The organism is Corallococcus sp. CA041A (assembly GCF_003612075.1).
In the GTDB taxonomy this organism is placed as follows: Bacteria; Myxococcota; Myxococcia; order Myxococcales; family Myxococcaceae; genus Corallococcus; species Corallococcus exiguus.
The window spans coordinates 1-11,515 of record NZ_RAWF01000306.1; the positions used below are offsets into that span (position 1 = coordinate 1).

The 11,515-nt window shown below is 69.4% G+C and carries 12 protein-coding genes; 4 read left to right on the forward strand and 8 right to left on the reverse strand.

The annotated features are described in order from the left end of the window. Nucleotides 1-101 precede the first annotated feature (101 nt). Complete coding sequence (locus tag D7V77_RS36030; protein WP_120580793.1) at nucleotides 102-863, forward strand: ParA family protein; 762 nt, start codon at nucleotides 102-104, stop codon at nucleotides 861-863. A 4-nt stretch (nucleotides 864-867) separates the two neighbouring features. Here the strand turns inward: D7V77_RS36030 and D7V77_RS36035 are convergent, their stop codons facing one another. Further along, nucleotides 868-1,485, reverse strand: a complete 618-nt coding sequence (locus tag D7V77_RS36035; protein WP_120580794.1) for a dihydrofolate reductase family protein — start codon at nucleotides 1,483-1,485, stop codon at nucleotides 868-870. Nucleotides 1,486-1,605: 120 nt separating this feature from the next. Continuing rightward, the gene (locus tag D7V77_RS36040) at nucleotides 1,606-3,000 is read right to left on the reverse strand and encodes a S9 family peptidase (RefSeq protein ID WP_120580795.1); all 1,395 of its coding nucleotides are present in this window, start codon (nucleotides 2,998-3,000) and stop codon (nucleotides 1,606-1,608) included. A gap of 70 nt (nucleotides 3,001-3,070) precedes the next feature. Between D7V77_RS36040 and D7V77_RS36045 the strand changes: the two genes are divergently transcribed. After that, entirely contained in the window at nucleotides 3,071-3,982 is a 912-nt protein-coding gene (locus tag D7V77_RS36045) for a glutaminase (protein ID WP_120580796.1), read from the forward strand. Nucleotides 3,983-3,999: 17 nt separating this feature from the next. Here the strand turns inward: D7V77_RS36045 and D7V77_RS36050 are convergent, their stop codons facing one another. From D7V77_RS36050 to D7V77_RS36065, 4 genes are read right to left on the reverse strand one after another with little or no spacing between them, the layout of a single operon-like run. Then, a complete protein-coding gene (locus D7V77_RS36050; protein WP_233597449.1) occupies nucleotides 4,000-4,485 on the reverse strand; it encodes an SMI1/KNR4 family protein in 486 nt (161 codons plus the stop codon). 4 nt (nucleotides 4,486-4,489) lie between these two features. Beyond that, the gene (locus tag D7V77_RS36055) at nucleotides 4,490-5,161 is read right to left on the reverse strand and encodes a hypothetical protein (RefSeq protein ID WP_233597450.1); all 672 of its coding nucleotides are present in this window, start codon (nucleotides 5,159-5,161) and stop codon (nucleotides 4,490-4,492) included. Nucleotides 5,162-5,184: 23 nt separating this feature from the next. Then, a complete protein-coding gene (locus tag D7V77_RS36060) occupies nucleotides 5,185-6,108 on the reverse strand; it encodes an alpha/beta fold hydrolase (RefSeq protein WP_120580797.1) in 924 nt (307 codons plus the stop codon). Beyond that, nucleotides 6,095-6,460: a MerR family transcriptional regulator gene (locus tag D7V77_RS36065; protein WP_120580798.1), complete on the reverse strand. Its 366-nt coding sequence runs from the start codon at nucleotides 6,458-6,460 to the stop codon at nucleotides 6,095-6,097. Before D7V77_RS36065 ends, D7V77_RS36060 begins: the two co-directional genes overlap by 14 nt. 268 nt (nucleotides 6,461-6,728) lie before the next feature. On the opposite strand from D7V77_RS36065, the gene D7V77_RS36070 reads away from it, so the two are divergent. Then, nucleotides 6,729-7,928 carry a sugar MFS transporter gene (locus D7V77_RS36070; RefSeq protein ID WP_233597451.1) on the forward strand — a complete coding sequence of 400 codons (1,200 nt, stop codon included), beginning with the start codon at nucleotides 6,729-6,731 and terminating at the stop codon, nucleotides 7,926-7,928. Between the two features lie 9 nt (nucleotides 7,929-7,937). Here D7V77_RS36070 and D7V77_RS36075 read toward each other — a convergent pair whose 3' ends face one another. Next, complete coding sequence (locus D7V77_RS36075) at nucleotides 7,938-9,311, reverse strand: metallophosphoesterase (protein WP_120580800.1); 1,374 nt, start codon at nucleotides 9,309-9,311, stop codon at nucleotides 7,938-7,940. A 15-nt stretch (nucleotides 9,312-9,326) separates the two neighbouring features. Then, nucleotides 9,327-10,799, reverse strand: coding sequence for a hypothetical protein (locus D7V77_RS36080; protein WP_147452270.1), 1,473 nt, complete (start codon nucleotides 10,797-10,799; stop codon nucleotides 9,327-9,329). 379 nt (nucleotides 10,800-11,178) lie between these two features. Here D7V77_RS36080 and D7V77_RS36085 point away from each other — a divergent pair, with 379 nt between their 5' ends. Beyond that, nucleotides 11,179-11,376 (forward strand): DUF6229 family protein, encoded by a 198-nt coding sequence (locus tag D7V77_RS36085; protein ID WP_120580802.1) that lies wholly within the window; start codon nucleotides 11,179-11,181, stop codon nucleotides 11,374-11,376. Nucleotides 11,377-11,515 lie beyond the last annotated feature (139 nt).

The window sequence follows — 11,515 nt, forward strand, 5'->3', positions numbered from 1 at the left end:
GGGCAGGGCGGGCTGCACCATTCTGGAGCGCTCCGGATGGGGCGGGTGGTCCAATCCGGAGCGGCCCCGCGCCGTGGGGGATTCCTGGTAGACCCCGGGCCATGCCAACGATTGCGTTCTGCACCATCAAGGGTGGCGTCGGGAAGACGACCTTGTGTTCGCACGTGGCGGCGGCGCTGGCGGACGCGGGCCGCCGGGTGCTGCTGTTGGACCTGGATCCGCAGGCGCATGCGTCGCTGGTGCTGGGCCTGGAGACGCGTGAAGGCCCGTGCGTGGCGGATGCGTTCGGGCCCCGGCCGAAGCACAAGTTGGATGAGATCGTGGTGGCGTCGCCGAAGCGGCAGGGGCTGTTCATCGCGCCGGGGGCACCGCGCATGGCGGCGCTGGAGCGCGAGTTGTTCGGCTGGGGTCACCGGCTCCAGGCGATTCCGCGAGCGCTGAAGACGCTGTCGTGGACGCCGGACGTCATCATCGTGGACACGCCGCCGAGCATCGGCGCATTCACGGAGGCCGTGCTGTGCTTCGCGGACGTGGTGGTGGCGCCAGTGCCCACGGGCGCGTTCGCGCTGCAGGGCCTGGGCGAGATTGAGACCGCGTGGCGCGACGTGCGCGAGCAGGGCGGCCAGTTGGTGGCCGCGGTGAACCTGTGGGATCGGCGCACGCCCGCGACCAACGAGGCGATGGAGGAGGCACTGAAGGACGTGACGGTGCCGGTGCTGAAGGCACGCATCCCGCGCTCGGAGTCCATCAACCAGGCGGGCCTGGGCTACGAGGTGGTGTTCGACGTGAGCCCGAACGCGGCGGGCGCGGAGGAACTGCGCGCCATGTCCCGCGAGCTGGCGAAGCTCGCGGGGCTGCGCTGACGCATCAATCCAGTTGTCCGATGGTGCCCGTCCGCAGGGGCCCGGCGCGCCGGTAGGTGAGCAGCGCCACCCCGTTGGGCGTGATTCGGGACGCGGCCAGTTGCAGCATGCGAGGCTGCGTTCCCGCTCCGAAGAGGCGCCGGCCGCTGCCCAGCGTCACGGGGATGACGTGCAGGTGCAGCACGTCCACCAGGTCATGCGCCAGAAGGGTCTGCAGCAGGCCGCCACTGCCATGCACCTGGAGCTCGCGGCCGGGCGAGGCCTTGAGGCGGCGCACCGCCTCGACCGTGTCCCCCTCCAACAGCGTTGAGTTCGTCCACTCCACGCGGCGCAGGGTGGTGGACGCCACGTACTTGGGCAGCGTGTTGAGCGGCCGGGCGATGGGGTGGTCCGGCGTCGTCACGCGCGGCCAGTAGCCGGCGAAGATTTCGTACGTCCCGCGCCCGAGCAGGAACGCGTCCGCGCGGGAGAAGATGTCGACGATGTGCGCCCCCATCTCCTCGCTGAAATGGGGTTGCACCCAGCCGCCATGGGTGAAGCCGCCGCTCGTGTCCTCCTCCGGACCTCCTGGGGCCTGCACCACTCCGTCCAGCGTCACGAACTCCGTCACCGTCAGTTCCATCGTCGCATCCGTCCCTTCCGGGCAGTCCCATTGCCCGTCCAAATTGGCGACGAATGGGCCACGTGCGGATCGACATGCCTGTTCGGGCGGGTGCCACCGGTGGGGCAGGCATGCGCTGGCTCAGGGAGCGGGTAGACCCGGGGCCAGCGCCGAGCGCACGTTGGCGTCGGTGAAGGTCGTGCCCCAGACGGCGTTGATCTCCTGGGCGATGAAGGTGGCGCCCGGCTGGAGCGTTCCCAGAGAGGGTTCGAACATCAGCACGCGCGGATCGGTGAGCTCCAGCAGGCGGGGCACCACGTCGCTCACGTCGCGGCCCTGCTCCTGGGCGGCGCGCACGCCCTGCAGCCACGTGCGCACGGTGCCCTGTGCGTGGGGGACGTAGAGGGGTTGCTCCGCCGCGCCCAGCGTCACGAAGAGGTGCCCCAGGCTCAGCGTGATGACGACGCCGCCGTGCGCGCTGAGCAGCGGTCCGTGGTCCGGCGGCAGGGTGTTCCAGTCCACGGCCGGGAGGTTCTGGAAGTACATGGGAGTGAAACGCTGCGGGGCCTGGGCGACGAGCACGCGCGTGTGCTCCACGGGGATGAGCGTGTCCCAATCGTCGTGGAGGATGAGGAACGGCGTCTGGACGGTGCTGGCCAGGTGGGCGGCGGTCCAGCGCGTGTAGTCCGTGCCGGGGGTGACGGGGTCGCCGCCGGTGGTGGCGTAGATGCGGCGGAAGTAGGGCTCGAAGAACTGCTGGTAGCGCGAGCGCATGGCCGGGTCGCTCACGCGCGCCGGCACCCAGCGACTCACGTAGTCCACCTCCGCGGCGAAGTCGGACAGCGGGGACAGGGCGACGCCCACGGCGGGCACCACGGTGGAGGGGGCGTCCGCCGCGGCGTAGAGCGCCTCGTAGCCGCCCCAAGAGCCGCCGAAGATGCCGATGCGGCGGGTGTCCACGTTGGGGGCCTGGGCCAGGAAGCGCATGCCCGCGTTCATGTCGTCGCGGTCATTCTGGAGATCGCCGCCCGCGTAGAAGCGGCCGAAGACGGCGAGCACGCCGAAGTCATGGAACAGGTGGATGAAGGCCTCGCCCGCGATGAGCTCCGGCGTGGTGGGCGTGAACGCGATGGGGGACGAGCCCGGCCCGTAGTGTGGCTCGCTGTCGTCCGGGTGGATGCCGGCGCCGCGCGTGGCCCACTTCGCGTCCACGGCCTCGCCGGTCCAGGCGATGCCGTCGTAGGGCTTGGTGAGCACCACCGTGGGGGACACGCCGGGCTTCCGGGGCGGGAACCACTGCGCATAGGTGGCGGCGCGGCCGGGCACCTCCAGCTTGAGCAACTGGTAGGGCCACGTCTGACCCGCGGCGTTGAGCTCCCCGGAGCCAAGCTGCGTCACCTGGACCGTGCCTGGATCCGTCTGCGTCTCTTCCGGGATCTGGCAGGCGTTGGTGGACGGGCTGGGGTTGCTGCAGCACGCGGTGGGGAGGGTGCCCAGGAGGGAAAGGGCCAGGAGCGTGGTCGGGAGGAAGCGCATGCCCCAGCAGACACCGCGGCGCGGAATTTCTGAAAGCGTCCCCGTCCTTTCCGGACGAGGATGGCGGCACATGGACTACCAGGCGGTGTTGTCGGAGGTCTGGGACGCGGTGCGGCCGGTGGTGGGTCAGGGCCGCGTCGCGACGTACATCCCGGCGTTGGCGGCGGTGGACCCGGGCCGCTTCGGCATGGCGCTCGCGACGGTGGAGGGGGACGTGTACGGCGTGGGGGACTGGCGCGAGCCGTTCTCCATCCAGAGCATCTCCAAGGTGTTCACGCTGGCGCTCGCGCTGTCGCGGGACGGGGACGCGCTGTGGAAGCGCGTGGGCAAGGAGCCGTCGGGCAATCCGTTCAACTCGCTGGTGCAGCTGGAGTACGAGCAGGGCATCCCACGCAACCCGTTCATCAACGCGGGGGCGCTGGTCATCACGGACCGGTTGCAGCGGCTGACCGGGGATGCGCGCGGCACGCTGCGGGACTTCCTCCGCGCGGAGAGCGGCAACCCGTCCGTGGACTTCGATCCAATCATCGCGGCGTCGGAGGCGGATCACGGCCACCGCAACCGAGCGCTGGCCCACTTCATGGCGAGCTACGGCAACATGGAGAGCGCAGTCCCGGAGGTGCTGGAGCACTACTTCTGGCAGTGCTCGCTGGCGATGAGCTGCGCGGACCTGGCCCGGGCCTGTGGTTTCCTCGCCCGGCATGGGCAGCGCGCGGACGGGTCGAGGCTGCTCACTCGCAGCCAGGCCAAGCAGGTCAACGCGGTAATGCTCACCTGCGGCACGTACGACGCGGCGGGGGAGTTCGCCTATCGCGTGGGGCTACCGGGCAAGAGCGGCGTGGGCGGGGGCATCATCGCCGTCATCCCGAACCGCTGTGGCCTGTGCGTGTGGAGCCCCGGGTTGGATGCGCGGGGCAACTCGGTGGCGGGCGTGGAGGCGCTAGACCGGTTCACGACACTGACCGGCCTGTCCATCTTCTAAAGACCGTGGCGTCGGGGTTACTGGCCCTGTTCTTCGAGGGCCTTCAGCCAATAGGACTTCCCACCGGACGTCAGCGCACCCGCCAGGAACTCCGCGAACGAGTGGGCGATGACCGGGCAGTAGTAGGGGTCCGGGAATCCCTCGCGGTAGCCGTCGCGGAGCGGATAGCGCCCATGTGTCTGTTGCCCCACGTCCAGGAGCGCAAAGTTGCTGTCCTGGAGTTGGCACACCGCATACCAGTCCGATGGACCCGCTGCGTCCGTATCGGCTTGGGACATGACGACCCGTGCGCGCCGCACCTCGGCGAGCGGCAGAATGGAGTAGGGCGCGTTGGAGCCGCGGAACAGCCTGGCTCCATCGAAGCGCGTGTAGAAGGCGCGCAGGTCCGGATCCAGGCGCCAGCCCATTCGAAGTTCGAACGCATCGACTGCCGCTGCCGTCGCGGGCGGATGTGGGAAGTGCTGGGCGGCCACGGCGTCGAGGAGTTCGGTCATCGTCGGCATGTGGCTACTCTCCGTAGGGATGGCTGACCCCGACGCTCGTCCACGGGGGTTGTCCTGCGTAGCACTGGTTGTAGACCTGATTCAGGCCAGAATGGAGGTCGGCCGGATAGGGGATGATGTTGTCCCAGTCGGTAGGGTTGCCACCGTGCTTGAGGTCGCGGATGTGGTGGGCCGGGTAGTTGTTCCCACTGGCGTCAGTCGGCCACTGGCCGAACTTCTCCGCCCATCGATCACGGAATCCATCTCGGATGGACTCCCACCGTCCCCGTGCTGTCGCGTTCTGGATGACGCTCAGTGCTGGGTAGTTACAGCAACAGTTGGCGATACCGAACCTGCTCCCCGCTCTGAACATGTTGCCGTCGAAGTCCATCTTCACGTCCGCGATCCAGACGCAGCCTTGGAGCGCAAATCCCTCCCCGGTGCATTTGTCGCGGCAGTAGTTCATAAGCTGCGGACTGCACTGCCACGGGCCGTAGAAGATGTTCGTCCTGAACTGCCCACCGCCTGGGACCATGACCTGCGGCCCCACCCATCTGCGCACACCAACCGCCGAACCCATGGCGCCTTCAGTGCATGCGGACAAGGACAGCGCTCCGGTCAGCAGCGCAGCAACGCGGCGCCGTGAGGCATTGATCGTGTTTGTCATGCTGAGCACGGTATCGGTCGGCACCGACACGCCTGCCCTCAGAGGCCGCGGCTTCAGCGCAGTCCGTCCAACAGCGCGGCCAGCTTCTGGGGCTGGGACGCGAAGGGGGAGTGTGACGTGTCCAGCGTGTCCACGGTGAAGGCGTTGCCGGGTGTGAAGGCGTCCGCTTCGCGGATCATCAGGTCCTGGAGCGCGGGGACCAGGGCGCGGTCCTGGGCGCAGCGCAGGTAGCTGCGTGGGATGCGGCCCCAGCGCTCCTTTGTGGCGCCGACCTTGCCAATCCAGAGGGACACCGGGATGTCGGGCGTGAGCGTGAGCGCGAAGGGCAGGAAGGCTGCTTCGTCCACGTCATGGTAGAAGCCCGCGCGCAGGGCCTCCCGGTACGCCGCATCACCGCGCGGATTGATCCGCACCGCGCCCAACTTCGCGGCGTCGCCAATGAAGAGTGACGCGCTGTAGGGCGTGTGGGCCTCGGGCAGTGCGCCGTAGCCGCTGGCGCTCTGGAGGCGAAGCGGGACGTAGGCGCTCAGGTACACCAGCCGGCCAATGAGGTGCGGGGCCTTCTCCGCCGCGCGGGTGATGATAGTGCCACCCGCGCTGTGGCCCACGAGCACGGGCTTTGCGCCGCCCTGGAGCTTCTCCAGCGCGGCGACCACCGCGTCCGCGCAGTCGTCCAGCGTGACGTCGGCCAGGGGCGAGCGCTCCTCCTTGAAGCGCGCCGCGTCGCCCGTGAGATAGGACGCGGGGAAGCGCGCGTTGAGTCCGTGGCCGGGCAGGTCGATGGCCACGACCTGGTGTCCCTTCGAGGTGAGCGCCTCCGCGACACGCGTCCAGTGCAGGGCGTTGTGCCACGCGCCGTGGACCAGGAGGAACGTCCGGGGCCTGCGGGGTGCCTTCGCGGGCGTGGCCGCGAGCCCGAGGCCTGGCAACAGCCCCGTGCCCACGAGGGCTGTCTTCATCACGTCACGACGGTTCATGGGGGACTCCTTCGTTGGGGGGAAGCAGGGCCATGAGCCGCTCGCGCAGGCGGGCGAGGTCGAAGAGCTGCCGCTCCACCTCCGCCAGGCGCTCCCGGTGGGCGGCGAGCGCGTCCGGGCAGATGGCGTCCGTGACCTGCCGGAGCATGCACGGCGGGAAGGTGGCGATCTCCTCCAGGGAGAAGCCCAGGCGGATCATCCTCGCGACCTGCATGACCTGGGGGACGGCGACCTCGTCGAAGTCGCGGTAGCCGTTGTCGCGGCGGTGGGAAGCGACGAGCCCCGCCTTGTCGTAGTGGCGGATGGACCGCGCACTGCTGCCCGTGCGCCGGGCGAGTTCTCCGATGTTCATCCTGCGCTCCTGAATCCGGATGCCAGGACCCCCAACATCCATGGGGCCCCTCCCGGTCGAGCCGGTTCAAAACCTGTCCTACTGTCGGACAGGTTTCCGCGGTCCGCTCCCGGCGGGCAGACCCGGTCGGGTTCTTTCCTTCTCATTCCTGAAGACTCCATGGCCGAGAGCTTCGGGCCTGACACTGGTGTCAAGGTCAAGACCCCGGCGGGGGAATGTGACCGCGATGTCCCCACGGGATGTCCGACCGCGATCTACGGTGCGCCGCGTGAGCCCGTCTTCGCCCGTGCCCCGTCCGCGTCCCGCGCTTCTCACGCTTGCCTACCTGGCCTTCGTCAGCCTGGGGTTGCCGGACGCGGTGCTGGGGGTCGCGTGGCCGTCGCTGCGAAGCACGTTCGGCCTGTCGCAGGCGACGATGGGCGCCATCCTGGGGACGGCCGCGGTCGCGTACTTCATCTCCGGGTTGCTCGCGGGCCGGCTGATGCGGGCGATGAACCTGGGGCTGCTGCTGGCGCTGAGCACCGGCTCGGTGGCGCTGGGGCTCACGGGCTACGCGACCGTGCCCCTGTTCGTGCTGTTCCTGGCCGCCGCCTGCTTCATCGGCTTCGGTTCGGGCGCCATCGACTCCGCGCTCAACAACTACGCGGCCCAGAACTTCGGTCCCAAGCACATGAGCTGGCTTCACGCGGCCTACAGCGTGGGGGCCGCGGTCGGGCCGGTGTTGATGACCGCGCTGCTTGCTCGGGGGGCGGGTTGGAGGACCGGCTATGCGGTCCTCGCCGTGGTGCTGGGGACGCTGGCGCTGACGTTCCTGTTGATGCGCCGGTTGTGGGACGCACAGGTGGCGGCGCCCGGCGAGGAGCCTCGCGCGGAGGTGCCCACCGCGTCCGCCATGGAGGCCGTGCGCCGGCCCCGCGTGTGGCTGCAGATCTTCACGTTCTTCTTCTACACGGGCGTGGAGGTGACGGCGGGCCAGTGGAGCTTCACCGTGCTCACCGAAGGCCGGGGCCTGCACACCGCCGCGGCGGGCACCTGCGTGAGCATCTACTGGGGCAGCCTGCTGGTGGGACGCGTGCTGTCAGGCTTCGTCGTCGAACACATCGGTCCGGTGCGGATGCTGCGCGCGAGCACGGTGCTGGCGGTGGTGGGCGCGGCCCTGTTCGCGATTCCCGCCGTGCCGCCCGCGCTGGGGCTCGCGTTGCTGGGGTTGGCGCTGGCGCCCATCTTCCCGGCCCTGATGTCGGTGACGCCGCGCCGCGTGGGTCTAGATGTCTCCGCGCACGCGGTGGGCTTCCAGGTCAGCGCGGCGACGGCGGGCGTGGCGGCGATCCCCAGCCTCGCGGGTGTCATGGCGGAGCGATGGGGCCTTCAGGTCATCGCTCCGTACATGCTCGGGGTCGCCGTGGTGCTGGCCCTGCTGCACGGCGTGCTGTCCGCCATTGCGGATCGTCCCCAACTCTCCCGCTGAGCGCGGACCTCAGCTCCCGGCCGGAAGCTCCGCGCTGCGCAGTGTCTTCGGGCCCTGATCCGTCCACTGCGACAGGCGCAGCGTCGCGCCTCGCGCCGAAGCGTTCGGCTCCACCTCCACGAAGGTGAAGCGCTGCTCCAGCTTCGCGTGCTTCTGCTTCGCCGGGTCCAGCGACGGATTGACCTGGAGCTCCGCGAGGTATTCGCCCCATTCCTCGTCGGAGGCCTCCGGGGCGGGGAGCCGCAGGAGGGAGATCCACGTGCCGGTGTTGGCGTAGAGGGGGCCGTCGCCCTCGTGCCAGCGGGCCGCGTGCGTGTGGCCCATCACCACCGCCTGCGGGTTGTACTTCTTGCCCAGCCGCGCGGTCTCCGCGAGCTCGTCCTTGCCGGGCTCCAGGGCGAAGTAGTCCGTGCCGGTCCTGCCAGCGACCGCGCGGTGCAGGCGTGCGTAGAACGCGAACCCCGCCTTGGCCAGCTTCAGCCGGGCACGGCCCAGGGCCTCCGGGTTGTCGAAGGCGTTGAGCTTCTCCGGGTCGAGCACCGACAGCAGGGCGTCCACCTCGTCGTCCTTCAGGTCCACTCGCGCCAGGCTGCGCGCCAGGTGCACGTCCGCGTCCGACCCGCCCACCGCGTCCATCGGTTCGAGCGCGAAGGCCGGCGCGAGGCCCCGGTTGTCCAGCAGGCGCCGGATGAGCGTGAGCGTCCCCGCGTTGAACAGGACCCGGAGCGCGTCGGGCTTCACGCCGAGCGCCACCATCACCGCGCCCTCGAAGTCCGGCTTGAGCAGGTCCATGTACCGCATGCGGTGCTGGTGCTTGAGCGGGTTGAGCAGCGTCTTCACCAGCACCGAACCCGGCGGATAGCGGAAGCGGTTCGCCCGCTCCGACGACAGGAGCGAGTCGTAGTCGATGCGGTTCGCCACGTCGGTGTGCTCGCCGTGCGTCACCAGCACGCGCGAACCGCCGACCTCCAGCTGCAGGGGCGCGGTGCCGTCCCGGAACTCCAGCCGCGAAGCGATGTCCTTGGGCTGGCCCAGCGCGGAGCGGATCACCTCCTGGACGTCCGGAAGCGCCAGTTCCAGGTCGTGGTTGCCCACCACCATCGTCGCCCGGCCTCCCGCGGCCAGCACCCGCCCGAGCGCCTTCAGCGCGGGCGCGGTCGCCGCGGATGTCACCAGCGCGCGGGCCTGCTCCAGCGTCCGCTTCGGGTCCACCGCCAATGGGTCGTCGTTGAGCAGGAAGTCGAAGCTGTCCCCGTTGAGGACGACGTGGGTGGGCGTGCGGGTGAAGGAATCGAAGAGGGCGGGCAGCTCGGCGGCACCCGCGAAGATGTCGTAGGGGCCACCGTTGCCGAGGTGGAGGTCGCTGAGAATGAGCGTTCGCATGGGTCGATGCTCCTTTCAGGGAAGCGCCTGCAGGTCGTTGTGCCGGATGCTCACGGCGGGATCGCCGAGCACCACGTAGTTGCGAGCGTCGTTGCGTTCGATCCACCGGTGCAGCAGCTCGCGAGGCTGGAGCTTGCCGTTGGACGTGTTGGCATCCAGGTGCGTCAGCAGGATGTTGTTGGCGGCGGAGAACCGGTCGCGGAAGTCGCGCAGCGCGTGACCCACCGGCATGCCCGCCATGATCTTCCAGAGCGTGTTGCGGAACGGGTGGATGGTCGTCTGGGTCATCTGCAGGGGCTTGATGGAGAAGCCCCACGCCCGCTCCACGTGGCCGATCACCGCCAGCGCGCCGCCGTTGGGATGGGCCAGGAGCCGCCGGGGCAGGGCCGCGACGAAGGGAGCACTCGCGAGCGCGTCACCACTGCGCGAGGCATGGAGCGGGAACTCGTCGTTCGCGGGCGTGCCCATGCCGAAGCAGGCGAAGAAGAACGCCACCAGGCCATGGAGCCGCGCGTCGTCCTGGATGTCCGACGCCGCCACGTAGTGCGCGGGAGCCATCGCGCCAAATCCGGCCCAATCCTGGCTCAGCAGGGCGCCCTGTTTCGTGAGCTGGAGCGGATCATTCGCCTTGAAGCCCACGCCATGGGACGCGGTGAAGAGCACCGCCGGGCGCACGTCGCGGCCATGGAGCGCGGCCAGCAACCATTCACGGGTTGCGTCATCCTCGATGGCCTCACGGCTGGCGAAGCGGGCCTTCGCGGCGACCGTCTTCGACAATTGGGGAGGGTGATCCAACGGCGCACCACGGGCGAGCGGAGCGACGAGGTTGTCCGCGCTGAGCTCCGTCGAGCGGTCCCCAGGGTGCTTGGGTCCCCACCAGCTCACCTGGCGGTGATTGGGTACGGAAGCGCCCGTCTCATACGCCACCACGCTGTCCGCATAGCGCCCGTACTCCGCGGGCGTGTCGAAGGAGAGCCGGCCCACGGCGTACGACAGGGAGAGCGAGTGCTGCACGTCGAACGGGATGACGTCAGGCCCGCCCACGAGCAGGAGGTAATAGGGAACGATGCTCGGCTCCACGTCGCCGATGGGCGCTCCGTGCCGCTCCAGGAACTGATGCGCCGTCTCACCGGGCTGGTAGGTGAGGACGTGGCACCGGTCCGCTTCTTCCATGCGCTCGCGCCGATGGGCGATGAGCGGCTCCAGGCTCTTGCGAAGCTCCTCGGAGGCGGACGCCGGGAACACCACGCCCCAGCCGGCCTTCGTGTAGTCCTCCGGAGGCGCGTCGGGTGGCAGGCCGAAGCTGAGACGCATGGGGAGGAACTCAAGCCACTTCCTCCACGCTTCGAAATACGCGGCCTCACCCCGAGGCTCCGCCACCTCCGCGGCCGCGGGCAATGCGATGGGCGGCACCAGGTACTGCCCGGTGACGCCATCGATGCCGTTGAAGACCAGCGGATCTTCCGGGCTGGCGATGGGGCGCTCCACGTTCACCTCCTCCTCGCCATCCTAGGCGTCCCTGCTGACCTGGAAAGAGCGGACAGGGGCCCGGCTGTCAGGCCCCTGGCGTTCGCGGCAGCGGATGTCGCGTGGCGGGCTCGCTCTCCGACCCCGAGGCCGACCTGTCACCTGGTCCACGGTCTCCTCGTCCTCTTGGGCAGGGGGCCGCCCGTTTCGTGGTGGCAATCCCTTATGCCGCGTTCGGATCCCGCTGGACTTGTGGCGTGCAGGCGCAAGTCATTGTGGAGTGTCTGACTTTGACCTGATGCGTCTGGCATTGCGGGGCGTGTCTGTGTTCACGTCCGCTCCGCGTCCGGCGCACATGGCACCCCTCGCCACGACCGTCCGGGCGCGAGGGAGAACACTCATGACGAAGAAGCCCAGTTTCCAGGATGTGGTGGAGGGCTGGCTGGCCGGCAATGAGGAGTCCCAAGGCATGACCAACCCCGCGGGACCGCTCTTCGTGGGAGGTGCGCGCACCGAACAGGCGCTCACCGAGTCCAACCTGGTGGCGGACACGGGCTGCAGCGGCTGCACCGCGTCCATCGACGTCCACTGTTGTTGATGCCAGCGGGCGGCTCCCGTCCGCCCGTCTGAAGCATCCCTCCGGCGCCGCATCCCGGTGCCGGAGGGCCTTCCGAGAAATCCCCCTGGCTCTTATACACATCTCCGAGCCCACGAGACCGGAGCCCAACTCGTATGCC

What these genes read in the sequence shown, in the direction of transcription:
- D7V77_RS36030 (WP_120580793.1), top strand. Translation starts at nt 102, where the DNA reads ATGCCAACGATTGCGTTCTGCACCATCAAGGGTGGCGTCGGGAAGACG.
- D7V77_RS36035 (WP_120580794.1), bottom strand. Translation starts at nt 1,485, where the DNA reads ATGGAACTGACGGTGACGGAGTTCGTGACGCTGGACGGAGTGGTGCAG.
- D7V77_RS36040 (WP_120580795.1), bottom strand. Translation starts at nt 3,000, where the DNA reads ATGCGCTTCCTCCCGACCACGCTCCTGGCCCTTTCCCTCCTGGGCACC.
- D7V77_RS36045 (WP_120580796.1), top strand. Translation starts at nt 3,071, where the DNA reads ATGGACTACCAGGCGGTGTTGTCGGAGGTCTGGGACGCGGTGCGGCCG.
- D7V77_RS36050 (WP_233597449.1), bottom strand. Translation starts at nt 4,485, where the DNA reads ATGCCGACGATGACCGAACTCCTCGACGCCGTGGCCGCCCAGCACTTC.
- D7V77_RS36060 (WP_120580797.1), bottom strand. Translation starts at nt 6,108, where the DNA reads ATGAACCGTCGTGACGTGATGAAGACAGCCCTCGTGGGCACGGGGCTG.
- D7V77_RS36065 (WP_120580798.1), bottom strand. Translation starts at nt 6,460, where the DNA reads ATGAACATCGGAGAACTCGCCCGGCGCACGGGCAGCAGTGCGCGGTCC.
- D7V77_RS36075 (WP_120580800.1), bottom strand. Translation starts at nt 9,311, where the DNA reads ATGCGAACGCTCATTCTCAGCGACCTCCACCTCGGCAACGGTGGCCCC.
- D7V77_RS36085 (WP_120580802.1), top strand. Translation starts at nt 11,179, where the DNA reads ATGACGAAGAAGCCCAGTTTCCAGGATGTGGTGGAGGGCTGGCTGGCC.